Origin of the sequence: Pseudomonas sp. NFX183 (genome assembly GCF_047943075.1) — a bacterium.
Lineage (GTDB): Bacteria > Pseudomonadota > Gammaproteobacteria > Pseudomonadales > Pseudomonadaceae > Aquipseudomonas.
On sequence record NZ_CP181333.1, the window covers coordinates 1272049 to 1287779 of the forward strand.

At 59.0% G+C, this 15731-nt stretch carries 15 protein-coding genes, 1 tRNA gene and 1 pseudogene; 3 read left to right on the forward strand and 14 right to left on the reverse strand.

Annotation, left to right across the window (positions count from 1 at the left end; all coding sequences use genetic code 11):
- Positions 1 to 9 precede the first annotated feature (9 nt).
- From sctS to ACM530_RS06135, 9 genes are read right to left on the reverse strand one after another with little or no spacing between them, the layout of a single operon-like run.
- Entirely contained in the window at positions 10 to 273 is a 264-nt protein-coding gene (sctS, locus tag ACM530_RS06095; protein ID WP_058411467.1) for a type III secretion system export apparatus subunit SctS, read from the reverse strand.
- 7 nt (positions 274 to 280) lie between these two features.
- The gene (gene sctR / locus ACM530_RS06100; protein WP_145165544.1) at positions 281 to 934 is read right to left on the reverse strand and encodes a type III secretion system export apparatus subunit SctR; all 654 of its coding nucleotides are present in this window, start codon (positions 932 to 934) and stop codon (positions 281 to 283) included.
- A complete protein-coding gene (locus ACM530_RS06105) occupies positions 931 to 1944 on the reverse strand; it encodes a FliM/FliN family flagellar motor switch protein (RefSeq protein ID WP_242194899.1) in 1014 nt (337 codons plus the stop codon). The genes sctR and ACM530_RS06105 overlap by 4 nt, the downstream gene beginning before the upstream one ends.
- Positions 1941 to 2399 carry a type III secretion system HrpP C-terminal domain-containing protein gene (locus ACM530_RS06110; RefSeq protein ID WP_416364431.1) on the reverse strand — a complete coding sequence of 153 codons (459 nt, stop codon included), beginning with the start codon at positions 2397 to 2399 and terminating at the stop codon, positions 1941 to 1943. Before ACM530_RS06110 ends, ACM530_RS06105 begins: the two co-directional genes overlap by 4 nt.
- Complete coding sequence (gene sctO, locus ACM530_RS06115) at positions 2371 to 2808, reverse strand: type III secretion system stalk subunit SctO (RefSeq protein ID WP_416364432.1); 438 nt, start codon at positions 2806 to 2808, stop codon at positions 2371 to 2373. Before sctO ends, ACM530_RS06110 begins: the two co-directional genes overlap by 29 nt.
- Positions 2795 to 4153: a FliI/YscN family ATPase gene (locus ACM530_RS06120; protein WP_315975618.1), complete on the reverse strand. Its 1359-nt coding sequence runs from the start codon at positions 4151 to 4153 to the stop codon at positions 2795 to 2797. Before ACM530_RS06120 ends, sctO begins: the two co-directional genes overlap by 14 nt.
- The gene (locus tag ACM530_RS06125) at positions 4150 to 5037 is read right to left on the reverse strand and encodes an FHA domain-containing protein (protein ID WP_416364433.1); all 888 of its coding nucleotides are present in this window, start codon (positions 5035 to 5037) and stop codon (positions 4150 to 4152) included. Before ACM530_RS06125 ends, ACM530_RS06120 begins: the two co-directional genes overlap by 4 nt.
- 37 nt (positions 5038 to 5074) lie before the next feature.
- Positions 5075 to 7168, reverse strand: coding sequence for a type III secretion system export apparatus subunit SctV (sctV, locus tag ACM530_RS06130; protein ID WP_404486760.1), 2094 nt, complete (start codon positions 7166 to 7168; stop codon positions 5075 to 5077).
- Positions 7165 to 8220, reverse strand: coding sequence for a TyeA family type III secretion system gatekeeper subunit (locus tag ACM530_RS06135; RefSeq protein ID WP_178119746.1), 1056 nt, complete (start codon positions 8218 to 8220; stop codon positions 7165 to 7167). The genes sctV and ACM530_RS06135 overlap by 4 nt, the downstream gene beginning before the upstream one ends.
- Positions 8221 to 8482: 262 nt before the next feature.
- Between ACM530_RS06135 and ACM530_RS06140 the strand changes: the two genes are divergently transcribed.
- The 3 genes from ACM530_RS06140 (at position 8483) to ACM530_RS06150 (ending at position 10942) form a co-directional block, all read left to right on the forward strand.
- On the forward strand, positions 8483 to 9034 hold the full coding sequence (locus ACM530_RS06140; protein ID WP_106578536.1) for an RNA polymerase sigma factor: 552 nt from the start codon (positions 8483 to 8485) through the stop codon (positions 9032 to 9034).
- Between the two features lie 442 nt (positions 9035 to 9476).
- Positions 9477 to 9553: transfer RNA gene (locus ACM530_RS06145), tRNA-Met, on the forward strand.
- Between the two features lie 165 nt (positions 9554 to 9718).
- The gene (locus ACM530_RS06150) at positions 9719 to 10942 is read left to right on the forward strand and encodes a tyrosine-type recombinase/integrase (RefSeq protein WP_242194913.1); all 1224 of its coding nucleotides are present in this window, start codon (positions 9719 to 9721) and stop codon (positions 10940 to 10942) included.
- A 149-nt stretch (positions 10943 to 11091) separates the two neighbouring features.
- Here the strand turns inward: ACM530_RS06150 and ACM530_RS06155 are convergent.
- The 5 genes and pseudogenes from ACM530_RS06155 to ACM530_RS06175 form a co-directional block, all read right to left on the reverse strand.
- Positions 11092 to 11340, reverse strand: a pseudogene (locus tag ACM530_RS06155) (hypothetical protein); the annotation flags it as partial.
- A complete protein-coding gene (locus ACM530_RS06160; protein WP_416364434.1) occupies positions 11337 to 12317 on the reverse strand; it encodes an integrase domain-containing protein in 981 nt (326 codons plus the stop codon). The pseudogene ACM530_RS06155 and the gene ACM530_RS06160, both read right to left, overlap by 4 nt.
- Positions 12301 to 12654, reverse strand: a complete 354-nt coding sequence (locus ACM530_RS06165; protein WP_416364435.1) for a hypothetical protein — start codon at positions 12652 to 12654, stop codon at positions 12301 to 12303. The genes ACM530_RS06160 and ACM530_RS06165 overlap by 17 nt, the downstream gene beginning before the upstream one ends.
- Complete coding sequence (locus tag ACM530_RS06170) at positions 12641 to 14047, reverse strand: YfjI family protein (RefSeq protein ID WP_242194919.1); 1407 nt, start codon at positions 14045 to 14047, stop codon at positions 12641 to 12643. Before ACM530_RS06170 ends, ACM530_RS06165 begins: the two co-directional genes overlap by 14 nt.
- Positions 14048 to 15116: 1069 nt before the next feature.
- Positions 15117 to 15653: a LasR-specific antiactivator QslA gene (locus ACM530_RS06175; protein ID WP_065950575.1), complete on the reverse strand. Its 537-nt coding sequence runs from the start codon at positions 15651 to 15653 to the stop codon at positions 15117 to 15119.
- Between the last annotated feature and the right edge of the window lie 78 nt (positions 15654 to 15731).

The window sequence follows — 15731 nt, forward strand, 5'->3', positions numbered from 1 at the left end:
TGCATGCCCTCAGTTCAGTGCCGAGCGAGCGATCATGTCGAACATCAGGTTGATCAGTTGAATCAGCTCCACGCCAATCCAGCGCCCCGTCAATATCAGCGTGATGCCCACCGCAACCAGCTTGATGCCAAAGGGCAGGGTCTGATCCTGTATCTGCATCAGCGCCTGCACCAACGACGTCAGCACGCCGACGATCACCGCCACAATCAGCGGCGGTGCCGACAACACCACCACCAGCAGCATGCCCTGCTTGAACAGTACGATCGGTTCCATAGGGCACTCAAAGGTAGGAAAGGAAAAGGCTGTCGAGCAATCGCGACCATCCGGAGACCATGACGAACAACAGCAGTTTGAGCGGCAGGGAAATGGTCATGGGCGAGACCATCTGCATCCCCAGCGCCAACAGCAGGTTGGACACAATCAGATCGATGACGATGAACGGAATGTAGATGAGGAAGCCGATCTCAAACCCGGCCTGCAACTGCGACAGCACAAAGGAGGGGACCAACAGGATCAGGTCATCGCGCTGGGTGCTTTGCGCCATTTCAGGCGGCCACATGCGCGCGGTGTTTTCGTGCATGTGGGTCAACACATCCGGATCGGTGTTGCGTTTCATAAACGCGCGCAGCGGCTGTATGGCCACAAGCCCCGTCTGTTGAAGGGTCTGCACGGTGCTCATGTCCAGGGGCGCGCCCTTGAGGTTTTCGGCGACCTGGTAACCCACGGGGGCCATGATAAACAGCGTAGCGGCCAACGCGATGCCATTGATCGCCATGCTCGGGGGCACCTGCTGCACGCCGATAGCGTTGCGGGTAATCATCAGCACAATGACGATCTTCAAGAACGCGGTGCAGATGATCAGCAGCATCGGCAGCAACGACAACGCCCCGAAAAACAGCGCCAGGACAACCGGGTCGACGCCCTGGAATATCATCGCGAAAACACCACGCGAGACACTTGCAAGCCAAGTCGCCCATCCACTTCCACCAATTGCCCCTGGCCAATGGGCCGCTCACCGTAATACAGGCCGGCCATGCCCGGGGCGTACCCGGTAATGCCCAGCACCGCTCCGGGAGCAAGATTGCGCAGTTCGCCCAGGGTCAGGCTCAGGACACCACAGCGCACCGTCAGCGCCATACTCAATTCATCAAAGGGCTCACGGCCAAAGATATCCTCCACCGGCTGATCCTGTTCAGGCCCCGGGTATTCTTCTATTACAAAGTTCTCGTCCATGGACGCTTCCTCAATCGCAATAAGGTTCAGGCACAAGGGCCCGGATTCATCGTCAATACGCCCTTGCAGACGGCGACGCCCGATAGGCAAGTGGCCACGGCCCTGCACATCAAAAAAGGCGTGTTCAACCATCAGCACGTCACCCGCACGCACGCTGCGCAACTGCCCGACAGGCAAGCTCAAACGGCCCACGGTCACGGCGATTGCCAAGGGAAACGATGCGGGTAATGAGCTGGCCGTCGACCGCCAAGCGCCCGCCGCACACATCGCCAGCAAGCTCTGCGGGGCCAGCCACAGGTAACCATCGACCTTGGAGGCCCCCAACAGCACGGTGAAGCGGCAACCAAAGCCAGGCGTTTTGGGTGACGGCAGCAAGCGCAGATAACCGAACAACGCCACCACTTGGGGGCTGAGGTGATGCTGGAACAATTCCCAGAACCACGACGTCGAGTCATTGCCGGCTTCTGCCAGGGTGACCGGGCATTCGCCCATCAGGCTGAACATCGCCTCGGGTTCCGAGAACCCCAGTACACCGACGGCACTCTCGAAACACACCGGGCTGCGCCCTTCAGGCGCGCGGCCGGGCTCGAGCACAAACGCGCCCTGCTGATCACCAACCTGAAACGGCATGCTTAATCCGCGCCCCAGCCGCTGCAACGCCGCAACCCTTGCCGCCTCAACCAGGGGCGGTGCCACCGCCAACATGATCATGCGGACCCCGTGCTGTTGATGTGGATATCGACAGGCTGGCCCAACGCCTCGGTCAGCCTGTTCTGATAGCGTTTTTGCACCGTGGCGAGCCAATGCGCCGTACGCGGTTCTTCGGCGTCCAACTCAATGTTCCACGCGCCCGACTGCCGCTGCACACTGGCGTTGATTCGCCCCAGCCGTGGCAGGTAAAGCACCGCCAGCAACGGCCATTGCGTGGCGCCTTGAACGCGCAGCGCCAACTGCCCCGCCAATGCCTCAATCATCAATTTATCCGTCGCCACACTTTGCGCAGGCAGGCTGGAAACGTAACCGCCCTGGCCGTCGTCCTTGGCAAACAGTTGCGCGAATACCTGCACATGAACCCACGGCACCACGGCCTCAACGCCTCTCTCACGGTCTTCCCGGGGCTCGCGGATACGCGGCCGCTCAGACCTGCTCACAGGCAATCGTTTCATGACGCTCCTGCACCAGTAACTGGGATAATTCCGAGAGTTTCTCGACCTCGCGCAAATACTGGCTGGCCTGCTTTTGCATGCTGTCGATATGCACCACTTGCTGCGCCTGCTGCCCCTGTAGCGTCTGTAACTGCGCCTCTTCACGCTGCGTGCTGGCGGACAATGAGCGCTCCTGGGTATTCCACGACTTGAGCTCCTGAAACGAGAGCACGTGCCCTTGATGCTTGCTCAATAGCTGCGCCGCTTCCTCGGCCTCCTGCAGGCGAGTGTCCTCAAGGCGCTGCTGCGCCTGCTCAACGTGCAACTGCAGTGCACGCTGATGCCTTTTAGCCTCACCCAATGCGCGCTCGGCCGGGTCCGCGCGGTGTTTGCGCAGACGCCTCAGGGTTTCCAATTCAGAAAGGAACATAGGCGGTCAGCTCCGTCAGCTGATCCAGGGTCGCCGCCATCGGTGAAGGCTCACGCAAGTCCTGGCGCAAAAAGCCATCCACCGCCGCACGGCTGTCCACCGCCAGGTCGGTCAGGGCATCATTGCCGGCCTGGTATTCACCCAGCTTGAGCATCAGCTCGATCTGCTGATACGCCGACAACAAACGGCGCAGCCCGGTCCCCGCCTGGATGTGCTCAGGCGTGGCGACATTGCTCAGAATTCGCGACAGGCTGGCCAGCACATCCACCGCCGGGTAGTGACCGCGCTCGGCCAGCTTGCGCGACAGCACAATATGGCCGTCCAGCAGCGAGCGAACCTCGTCGGCCACGGGGTCACTCATGGAGTCCTGTTCGATCAGCACGGTGTAGATTGCGGTGATGACGCCGTCGCGGGTCAACCCGGCGCGTTCCACCAAACGCGGCAGCAAGCTGTACACCGAAGGCGGCAAGCCCCCGCGCCCCAAGGGCTCACCGGCGGCCAGGCCGATTTCTCGCTGCGCGCGGGCGAAACGCGTCAAGGAGTCGATCAGCAGCAACACCCGCTTGCCTTGGCGTCGATAGCCCTCAGCCAGCGCCGTTGCGGTGAACGCTGCGCGGGCGCGTTCCATGCTTGAGCGGTCGGATGTCGCGCACACCAGCACGGCCTTGGCGCGCAATTGATCATCCAGTTCATGGTCGAGAAATTCGCGCAGTTCCCGGCCGCGCTCACCGATCAGGCCGAACACAATCACATCGCACTCGACGTTACGGGCAATCTCAGCCAACAACGTGGTCTTGCCACAGCCGGCACCGGCAAACAGGCCCACGCGCTGGCCTTCGCCAAGCGTCAACAGACCATCGATCGAGCGCACCCCGGTCGCCAGGGCCCGATGGATCCTCGGCCGTTCGGTCGGCAACGGCGCCTCACACAGCACCATGCTCGCATCCGGGCTGTCGGTCTCGGCGAAGGCATTGGGGCCAACGCCCGTAATCGGCCGCCCGAACCCATCCAGCACCTGGCCCAGCAACGCATCACTGACGCGCACTCGATGCGAGACACCCAGACGCTGCACACTGGCGCCCACGCGCACCCCTTCAAGGTTGCCCAAGGCACTGAGCACGGCATCCTGCTGATCGAAGCCGATGATTTCCGCCAGCATGTAGTCGTCGGCAGATTTCTCGACCTGGCACAAGTCGCCAATACGCGCGCTCGGCAACCGGCATTGCAACAACATGCCGTTGACGCGCTGGACCCGACCGCGCAGGGTCACCGGCATCAGGTTGGCCAGCGCCTGGGCCTGACGCTGCTGCCAGGCATCCAGACGTGCGTTCAGTTCTTCGTTCACCAGCGCACCTCATAACGCCGCGCACCATCGAACACCACTTTGCTGTTGTCGATCAGCACCAGGCGCAGGCCGTCCACTTCATCACCGACAAACACCCGGCTGCCCTCTTCCAGGACGACATGGCCATTGGGGCCGCCGACGATCTGCACGATCTTGAACGGCAGCGCGCCGTCGCTGACACGCACACGGCTGATCACCGGCACCGCGCTGTCGAACAGCTCGACAAAACGGCTGAGCATGCGCGACACCAACTCCACATCGTCCTGCGACACGTCGCCGTTGAGCGCGACCTGGCCATTGATCACTTGCAGGCTGACCCGTTGGCTCAATTCGCGTTCATTGAGCATCTTCAGCAACTGCTGGCGCACCTCAAACGGCGTGGCCAACTCGTGTTTGACCACCACAGGAGGCATCAATGAGGCCTGGGCCTCACGCTCACCCGTGGACGCGATGCCCACCACCACGACGATGATCGCAACCACCAGCGCCACGCTGATCAGGCGCTTTTGCTGCGCGTGCGAGATGGACGAAAGTTGCAGCGCCCGCGGCGCCTCAGGGGCCGGGGCCGCTGGGGCGGGTGCCTCGGGCCATGGCTGATCGGCCCAAGTGACACACAGCCGCACAGCCCCGACTGAAAACGGTACGTTCAGCGCCAGGCTCGCAATCTGGGCCAGCACCTGCCCTTCATCACCGTGCAGCAGCCCGGCTTCGGCCTGCACTGACCAGTTTGCGTTGATCAGCCGCAACCGCGCGTGCTGCTCGGCGATGCCTGGATCATTCAGCATCAGGTCAGCGTCAGGGTGAGCGCCGATGCTCCACTGCTCGCCAAAAAGCGGCAACGCGGCGCCCTGGCGCAGACCATTGAGCACCCGTAACTCAAACATTATCGAGCGCTCCGACGCGTTGAAGCTGACTGGCGATTCATGCCAGCGCACCGCGCGCCAGCTCATCCTGGGTCAGGTCAAAACGCCCCAGCACTTTCACCTTGGAGGTGCTTCCCAACTCGGCGAAGGACAGCACCGGCACATGGTTGAACTCTTCCAGAAGCAGGGTGCGCAAGGGACTGCGCAGGTCTTGTGCCACCAACATCACACTTTTGCTTTTGGCGCGTAAGGTGAAGGCCTGGTTGAGAAGGTTGATCAACGCGGCGCTGCTTTCGTTATCAAGCGCAAAGAAAACCCCGGTCTGCGTCTGACGCAACGCCTCGCGCAGGATGTTTTCGGTATGGGGCGACAACAGCCAGGCGTGCAGGCCGTCTTCCTCGCTGTACTGGTGGAAAATCTGCGCCTTGAGGGCAATGCGCGCGTAGTCAGCCAGCGCTTCGGGCTCGCGCTCATGCTGACCGTACTCGATCAGCGACTCGACAATCAGCCGCACGGCACGCAGCGGCACGCCTTCGCTGGCCAGGCGTTGCAGGACCGCCGAAAACCGCGAGAGCGGCATGATACGTTGCAGTTCCTGCACCAGTTCCGGCTGGTTGTGCTCAAGCCAACTGAGGATCGATTTACTCTCCTGGATCCCCAGGAACTGCGGCCCGCTGAGCATCATCGCCTGCCTCATGCGCTCGATGATCAGGCTCGTTGCGGTGAAGCGTTCCAGCTGCGGGTCATCGAGCAGCGGATCATCAGGCGCCAACCACACCCAATCCTGTTCATCGCGGTCGGCCTTGCCGGGTATTGCGTGCTCGGGCTCAACCGCCAGCGCCTTGCGGTCCACGGCCAAATGGTTAACGACCGAGGCCTTGACCATCGGCACTTCATGCACACAAAAGCGCATTTCATCGGCGGCCAGGGCGTCATCCAGTTCGACTTCAAACGGCGGCAAGGTCAAACCGATATTGGCCACCAGTGTGTTTCGGGCCTGGCGTATCCCGTGGATAAGCTCGGTGACCTCGGGGGTTCCGCGCAGAACCGGGGAAAACTGCAGCAAGTAAGGTCGCGACGGATCAAACCCGCGCAAGTCTTCATCACCGTTTTGCTCCGGGCGCACGGCGTCCGCGGCTTCGGCGACCGGCTGTTCTTGTCGTTGACGCTGGCGCATCAAGTAATAACCCAGGCCGCCGGTGACCATCGAAATCAGGATAAACACCAGGGTCGGCATGCCAGGCACCGCTGCAAACGCGAGCATCCCCACCGACGCAATCATCCAGCTCTTGGGTTCGCTGGTCATTTGCCGGGCAATTTCGGCGCCCATGTTACTGATCCCCTTGCGCCCATCCGGAGCCACGCGGGTGATGATCATGCCGGCGGTCAGGGAGATCAGCAGCGCCGGAATCTGTGCAATCAGGCCGTCGCCGATGGTCAGCACCGAATACAGCCGTATCGACTCGGCGGCGCTCAAGTCGTGTTGAAACATGCCCGTGGTGAAACCACCCAACAGGTTGACCACAACGATGATCAAACCGGCGACGGCATCGCCCTTGACGAATTTCATCGCACCGTCCATGGCACCGAACAGCTGGCTCTCGCGGGACAACTGCTCACGTTTGTCCCGCGCTTGCGTGCCGTCGATCAGCCCGGCACGCAGGTCACTGTCGATGGACATCTGTTTACCCGGCATCGCATCCAGGCTGAACCGTGCCGCCACCTCGGCGACCCGTTCCGAACCCTTGGTGATGACCAGGAAGTTGACCAGGGTCAGGATCAGAAAGATCACCATCCCCACCGCCAGATTGCCGCCCACGACGAAGTTGCCGAAGGCCTCGACGATGTCACCGGCGTCCTGTTCCAGCAGAATCAAGCGCGTCGTGGCGATCGACAGCGCCAGACGGAACATGGTGGTCAGCAGCAAAATCGATGGGAACGACGAGAACGCCAAGGGGCCTGGCAAATACAGCGCGAGCACGATCAACAGACAGGATATGCAAATGTTCAGCGCGATCAGAATGTCCACCAGCCAGGTGGGCAACGGCACGATAAAAATAAACACGATGCCCAGGATCACCACTGCGCCCAGGACTTCGGCACGTTGTGCCATTTTGAGCAGTACAGCGTTGATGGCTGACAGTGCAGTCACGCCGACGCCCCCAGGTCGCCGGCAAACTTGATCGGGCCGCGCTCGATCCGCTCCAGTTCCCCCATCACGGCCAAAAAGCTGTCCAGCGCGCCCTGGCGGGTTCGACTGTCAGGCCACAAGGCCAAAGGCAACTGCCGGACCAGAGGGTAAAGCGCGTTGAGAACAATCACTTGCCGGGGGCTCGGGCCACTGCCCAGATCATGCCCAAGTCGCAGGATTTCGCCCGCATCGATGCCGCTGCCGGCATACCCCAGCAGGCGCTGCAAAAGACTGACGGCGTCGTAGCCGATGCCCAGGCGCTGGATCAACGCGTGGCAACCGGCCAACACGGTGCTCAGTTGCCCACAGCTTTGCAGGGCCAGCAACAACGTGCGCAATCGCGGCGTGGTCATTGACGAAACCAGGACCGCGATGTCGTCAGCCAAGGCTTTGCGCATGCTGATGAGCCTGACGGAAAACGTATCGCCGCCGTATACGCCCAACAGCGCCTGCATCATCGTCGCCAGGGATTGGCGCGTGGCCACACTGGCGTAATAAAGCGCGCGCAGCGCCTGGCGCTCCTGCGGATCACCACCGGCCTCCATCAACGCCGTGGCGAATTTGAGGCCCGCCTGGATCTCCCCTTTAAAGCCCACCGCCAGCATGCCAATAGCATCCCGCGCCAAGGCAGCTTCGGTGGGGCGCACATCATTGTCCGCCTGGGCTTCCAGATGTTTGAGCACCACGTAGGCACGTGCGGGGTCGCCCTCGGCGAGCTCTACCAGCTTGTCGACACTGGGATGCTGCTGCAATTGCTGCCTGAACCGCCGCGAAATAGTCGCCAGGGACTCCTGAGCAGGATGGCCCAACTGCTCATAAAGTTGCGCAAGCTGTTCGGTGGGGGGCACGCGAATCGACACCGAGCGCTGAGCGCGGTTGTTGGCAATCACTTCCTGGTCGAAGAGCGAAGCAAGCTCATCAACCTTCGCGGGTGCGGGCGTGGAAACAGGCGCAACGGCGGATTGATCCAGGCGCTGGGCAGAGGGCGCATCTTTAGGGGATTCGACTTTCATAAGCATGCCAAGACGGGAAGAGTGTGTCCCTATGTGGCAATGCCTGCCGATACGGTTCCATCAGAACGCGGCTATCGAGACGTTTGACAAGACCGGCACAAAGCCTCGGCGCTTTTTGCAAACCACTGCGCAATACCTCTCCATTTCAAGATATTTACCCTTAATAATCAGCTAGTTACGCGATTTTTACATTTGGCACACCCAGTGCTAAAGGGGTTTCCATCGAACTTATTTCGATAGCGTCTACCCTGAGGAAAAAAACGTGAATATCCCAATTGAAGCTTTAGCGCACCTGGTTGGCAGCTCGCCTCAATTCATGCTCCAACTGACGGACGACCAACAGAAAAAACTCCGGCGTTTTATTCATAAACGCGTACTCAACCCCGAAGATGCAGACGACATACTGCAACTGACTTACCTGGAAGCCTGGCGCAACAGGGAGCGCTTCAGTGGTCAGGCGAGCCTCAGTACCTGGATGTGCGGGATTGCTCAGAACCTGGTACGCAACCACTTCCGCCGCCTGTACGCCAAGCCTGTGCACTGCGAATTCGATGAATCGCTGTGGCATGGGCAGGAGGAAACCAAGAACCTGGATTGGCAGTTCGAGATCAACCGCCGACTGGAGAAAACCCTGACCGCCATCGACCACCTGCCCACAGAAATGCGCAAGACGTTGTACGCCTCACTGGAGACCGACGGCAGCTACCAGGACACCGCCGACGTGTTGGACATACCCATCGGCACCGTTCGCTCACGCTTGTCACGCGCGCGCGAACACCTCAAGCGCGTCACGCATAACCCGTCGCAACCGTAAGGTCCTCTAGCGGGTAATCGTTGGGCGGCAGGGATATCTGCCCAACCGAATTTTGCTCCTTTCATTCACCGCGACGCGTTCACCAACCGCCCGAACATCCCATACCCTACCGACTGACTCAGCGCCAATAACCACCTCAGCGGCGAAGACGCCCAGCCCTGCCTCTCCCACCTGATGCTCAGCGCTTGCGCTACCGTTCTCGACTGCGGCGCCCTCCTGCAGCGTCACGATCAACGCCCTAGGGCATCTGCAGAAAATCACCACGACCGTGATTGATCGCTTAATTGAAAGCCTGCGGCCACACACGGCCCGACAGGCGGACGAATGACAAGCCACTCGTCGCCAGAACTGATGATTCCGGTTAAACAATTGAAAGCGTAGAAAAAATTTCGATAAAAGTGCTTGACGCATTCCCGTTCTACGCGAATAATGCGCGCCACTTGGCTACATAGCTCAGTTGGTTAGAGCATAGCATTCATAATGCTGGGGTCCGGGGTTCAAGTCCCTGTGTAGCCACCAAGTACCGATTTATAGAGATCCAAGGATGTCTATGAATCACCTCAAGAAGCCCGCCTAGTGCGGGCTTTCTTGTATCTGGACGTCCAAGCTGATCCATCCACAACCTTCACATCCTGTATGCCCCTGTGTATGCTTCAATAAAAATTGAACTGGAGGCATACACGCATGAAACGCAGCGATATTAAACGCCGTCCTCTCTCCGATACTGCACTAGTCAACCTCGCCCCTGAAGTGGTGGCCTACCGTGAGCTAGACAGCTCGGGGCTGTATTTTAGAGTAAAGCCTAACGGGCAGAAATCGTGGGAGTTGCGCTATAAGAAGCCCGACGGCAAATGGTCGTGGCTCGGGCTAGGCGGTTATCCAGAAGTCAGCGGCGCCCTTGCCCGGCAAAAGGCTGCCGAATTGAGATCAGATGCAGCAGAAGGCAAAAATCCGATAACCGCCAAGAAAGCTAGAAAAGCTGCGGAAGTAGCAGCAACAAACGAAACCTTTGAAGCCCTCGCTCGTGAATGGCATACATCTCGCTTGGGTGGCTGGGATGTCGGCACAGCAAAAAGAGTCCTTGGAGCCTTGGACCGTCACGTATTCCCTCTTGTCGGAAAACGTCCCTATGTTTCCATCATGTCGATGGAATGGATGGAGCTTTTGAGAGGGCTCGAACGTCAGGGCATCCTCGAGCAGATGAGTCGCGTGAGGGCTTACTGCAAAGACATCTACGACCTGGCTCGCGTAACCGGCAGGGCTATGAACAATCCTTTAGAGGGGGTTCATAAATTTCTGTCATCAGGAAAGGCTGAGAACTACGCCCATGTCTCCTTGGAAGAACTTCCCACACTGCTCAGAGCAATACGATCATACCCTCACGCCAAAGATGTTCAGCTTGGCCTCCAACTGCTTACTCTCATGGCTGTCCGTCCCAGCGAGCTTCGAGAGGCATACTGGGCTGAGTTCGACTTTGACAAACGGCTTTGGACCATCCCCGTTGAACGCAAAGGCCGTAAAAAGGGGCGTGAACACCTTGTGCCACTCTGTAAGCAGGCATTAAGCGCTCTTACTGAACTACGGAAAATCACGGGAGCGTACCCATTGCTGTTCCCTGGTCGAAGTGATCGAACCAAGCCTCGCTGCGATACCGTTTTTCTGATGGCGCTAAGGCGCCTTGGTTACGAAGGACGACAGACCGGACATGGCTTCCGTCATATTGCAAGCACTGTCCTCAACGAGCACGGCTTTCCAGCGGACCACATTGAAACACAGCTCAGTCACAAGCCGTCAGGTGTCCGAGGGATCTATAACAAGGCTCAGTATCTGGAGCAACGTACGACAATGATGCAGTGGTACGCCGATCATCTTGACGGGCTTGAGACAGGAAATACCAGAGCCGTGTAAAACTACGGCCTCTTAGCTTCTTGCCCAGTGAAGTGCGTCCGCAGAGCGTAGTGATAGGCTTAGCTTGAAGTCGACCATTTAGGTTGCGGGATGCCACAGCTTGGTGAGCACTTATCCAAATTGAGCTGAATGTCAGCTTTGATACTTTCACGCCGCCTACGAATTAGAGCTGTTGTTAACTCATAATAGTAGACGGTAGCTGGAGCTGAGCAACGCAGGTGGTGCTGCAGAAACCACCTCACATGTTTTTCTTTCCAGGAGTATGGAGTCGCGCAACCCCAGCGCCGACCAATTGCCTCTTGCATCCTTTCCGCTTGCCTGATGTGCCGCTGCCGCGTGGCATGCGCACCTTTGAGCACTGGACTCAGAAACAACGCCATGTCGAACGCGGATGTCATCGCCGACCTCCGATGTAGGCACTCACCACATCGATGCGGTTATGTCCCAACTCATGGCTGATTTGCTGGCGGGCTTGCCGATCAAGCTCTCGATCTTCTCGATGGCCACGACCGCCATTGACGGGTGCCGAGAAGCCCGTCAGTTGTTCATAACGCTCACAGGCATAAACCGTACGCAGCTCATGAAAGCCTTTCAATCCATGCTCATGCAAGATGTCACGTGCCGATCGCACAACTGACTGCATAAACTCTTTGTAGCTCTCGTTGGGGGCCAACAGGTTCCGACTGCGACTGGGTGAAGCCTCCCAGGCCCTATCCAAGGCGCCACGAATTTGATCAGTAACCGCGATCCAGCGCGGTGCTGACGTGCCTGATCGACCGCCTTTGGTGCCGTCCTGGATGTTGAACTTGCCCAGTTGCCTGGCCTCTCGTTGCAGTCGGGGCAGGTCCGCCAGGATAGCTTCACGCAGACGCATGCCGGTCTCCCGGGCCAGGTGCACAATTGCGCTTACTCGTTGCTGACCGCGCTCTGACAACGCCAGTGCGATCTGCTCGACCTGCACACGGTCTTGTCCTTGCGGTGCCTCACTGCGCACGCCTGAGCGCTGCAGGCCCAGCGCCTTGCTCGGACTCGGGATTTTGACGTACTGATCACCGCGCAGCGCGGCCATCGTTCGGTTCACGCTGGACAGTCGGTTCTGCGCGGTGGCAATGCCCACGTTGCCCTGATCAACCTGCTCCCGCACGTGGACGGCGTACCGCATGAGGATCTCGCGGTCTATCTGGCGCGCGTCGTTGACCCTCGGTCCTTCATCGGATCGACACCAATGCACGAACGCCTGCCAGCGATCACTATGGGCTTTGACGGTAGCAAAATGGCCGTCGCCAAACAGGTCTTTCAGTGCTTGCGGTCCGGCGTAGCTGAGTTGGCGACCAAAGCCAAAATTACGACCCGCTCGCTTAGCGACCCGAGCCATTTTCCTGCTCCTGATCGACTGCCGCGAGCTCATAAAAAAGGGCTCGCCAGTGTGCATTCACAATAGCGAACTGGGCCCAATCAGTCGGGCGGAAACACAGCGTGTTGCCGGCGACGTATAGTTGCGCGCCCTCCTTTTTCAACCATTGGATTATGGCTGTCGTCGAGGTGCTAGCTTTACGGGTGATGGCGACACCGGCGACACCGGCGACAACCCTTGCCTTGTCTGGCTTTGAGCGTGGCGACAAAGTGGCGACACTCGCGGCGACAAACCGCACTTTCGGTTCATTTTGGCGCTGAGCCAGATGGTTACGCAGCGCTTCATCAAGATTGAACATGACGCACCTCGAAGGTTTGGCCATCGGTGATCAACCACTGATGATCAATCAACTCGACCAGCAGCTTGGCCGCATGACGGCTGCTCTTGCGGGCAAAGCGAGGACCGTTGCGATTCAGCTCTCGAATACTGAAGCGTTTCCAATCCTTGACCTGCAGCCAGCGCAACAGCCGGTCCGCCTCTTCTTTTACCCTGCACACCGGCTCCTGCTCGGTCAGGCGCTGGATCTCGGTGAGGTAGTAGCCAACTAAGGCCGAGGCCCGCTGGATATGGTCGACCTCCACGACACTGCTCTCCTCCACAACGGCCAAAATGCCGGCGACGCGCAAAAGGTTGTCGGCGGCCTTCGAACCGCTGGGCCGCACGCTGGCCAGCTCGCCAAACTCACCCAGTTGAGCTTCGATAGCATCATGCAAATCAATCCAGCGACGACGCGCCAGCGGACTGAGGCTCAGATTTAACAGTTGCAAGGCTCCGTCAGCGGAAAGTGACCAAGGCTGATAAAACAGAGCCGAAAGGCGGTGATGATAACGCCTGAGGGCGGCGTCTTTGGACAAGTCGACAGCCTGGTAGCCACGTTGCCCGGCTAGACTGGTGGGCCACGTCATCAAGCAGCGCCCGAGAATGCCTTGCCCCTGCAGCAACGGGTCACTGAGTAACTGCACGGCCAAATACGGTTGCAGCATAAGGTGCAGGCTCAAGCGTCGGTCATAGGCTCGCAAGCTTTCACCAACCATGGAACGCGCGCGATCTATCGGGCTGCCATCCCAGAGTGACGACAAGGTCGTGACCGCTTTCAAACGGTTATCCCGACTCATGGTGCTGCTGCCAAGGAATTGTCCACCCTCATCACAGAACAGACCCATGCTCGGCAAGTCATGGCAGAGTCCCTTGATCAGGGCCTCGATAGTCGGATCCGTGGTGATCAGCCTAGGTGCTGAGGGCTCCGCTTCGAGCGACATTCCGTTTGCGGGCTCAGAATCGCCAGGCTTGATACGCTGCGCCTGTCGCTGTGCGGCACGGTACCGGACAAGTTGTTCGCGATAGCGCTGCCACTGTTCACGCTCCCATTGCCGTGCTGGGAGCAATGCACATCGATCCACCGCCGTTTTACGATCCCCTGACGCGGCCACCGTGATCAGGTACAACGACAGGGGATAATGTCTCCCATCGAGCTGTAAGCCCGCATGACCTTGAGTGGCCAGCGCCGAAGCAGCCAACACCGATTGTGCAGCCAATGCCTGGGGCACCCCGATGACCTCGGCCATGCGTTCGACTGCAGGCCCAAGAATCCCACCCAGTGCCTGCACCGGATAAGGCGGGGCCACGGGATTCGACTCAATCAGCAGTCGAGGTGGTTGTGGTAGTTCAAGCTTCGGATCTAACTGCTGCATGGGCCCTCTCCTCGTTCATTGCTGGTTGTCCTCACGTAGTCCCGCCACGGCTGTTGAGTGTTATCAGGGATCAAGGCCCCTGCGGCCTGTGAGGTGTTCACTGACGTGGAACGAACGGCTCCTTACGACCGGGAGCAAGGGCATGACCCCATGAATCTGGCCTCCTTAGTCGCATCCGAAGATGCGGGCGGGTAGAGGCTGTGCCGACTGACGAGTTCGGCACCTGGAGATCCGGAGTAAGAGAAGGCAACGACATGGACACCTGGGGCATGCCTGACTGTCAGTCAGATGCTGCCTTTCCATTGGCTGCGGCACCGGTGCCTGTGTCGTTGCGGATGGCGACGAATCGGATTTGTCAGGTCGATTGTCACGAGGAGAGTTGCGGCAATGCCCTGTACGACGTGGCTTGCAGCAGTGGTACGAGCGCCCGTCTCTTTCCAGCAGAAAGAGACGGGCAAGGTCTGGCGCAGCGAAGTGTGCCAAGAGGTGAGGTTGCTGCAATGCAGCGAGGTAGGTCCATCGTCGGCCGAAGGGGGCAGATTGGTCGAGTAGGCATCCATCACTCTTGGGGAGTGACCGTGCGAGCTGCCGGACACTAATCGCACTTGGGGAAGAACCACCACGCGAGGGGCGTAGCCTTAAAGGTTCTGGCTACCTGGGCAGGTGCTGTCAACGACAGCGATCCGTGCACCACTTTTTATACCCACTCGAAAAGGTGGTCAAGCGTCACAGCCAACGCGCTGAGAAAGTGGCGACTGTCGCCACTTCTGTCGCCATGCCCCAGACCACGTTATACGTGGGTTGTCGCCGCCGTCGCCGCTGTCGCCACACCTACATCCATGCCCAACGAAAAGATTCGGACACATACACTGAATAACGTTGCGCTCGATGGAAATCGGGGGGAAATACTGATGGTGAAAGTAGGCGTGGTGTGAATTAAATTTGAGCATGAAGGGTGGAACGCGGCGGCTTCCAGAAAAAGCGAGTGAACCCTCCGATCGGCACGATCAAAGATCGCTTGATCGGAGGGTTTGGCGGGAAAAGCAAATCTCAAACGTCAATTACAAACTCAGGCATCGAAGCGGGTTGATTGGGAGGTGACGGCCTCACGTCGCATGATCAGCGTCTGCTGCAACCGCAGCAAAAAACCTGCTTCAAATGCCTCTTGTGGATCACCTGGACGATGACGTTTTCGGTTCTGAGACAGCGCCCACCATAACGGTAATGATGAGCCCTCAAGCCAAGTCTCTGCGCAACGAACGCCCTCCTTGATTACCGGAGCGAACTCATCGCCCCACGGAGTTTGGATCGCGGGAGCCCCTTCAACTGACGGGACAGAGACATATTCATGAATCTGTTGATGGACGCTTTGAGCTGGGATGCCAGTCAGATTCCGGAACGCCCTGTCGTACAACACCGCGGCGTCATCCAACAGCTCTACTGCCAGCTCAACGTCTTGCGGAAAATGAAGCAGAATACTCTGGGCTCCGTTAAGCCGGAGAGTGGCAGCCTGCCGCAGTTTAATCGCAGCATCTTCAGGGGTAAGCACTGAAGTATCGATGCTGTTGGGTTTGGGGAGTCCGATGAGAAGCGAAAGATCAAACATCACGGAGTCCTCCGAGATAGTTTGCAGCCTGAACCATTTGGCCGGGGTGGCGCACGAGCTTAAAAGGGGGACATGCCA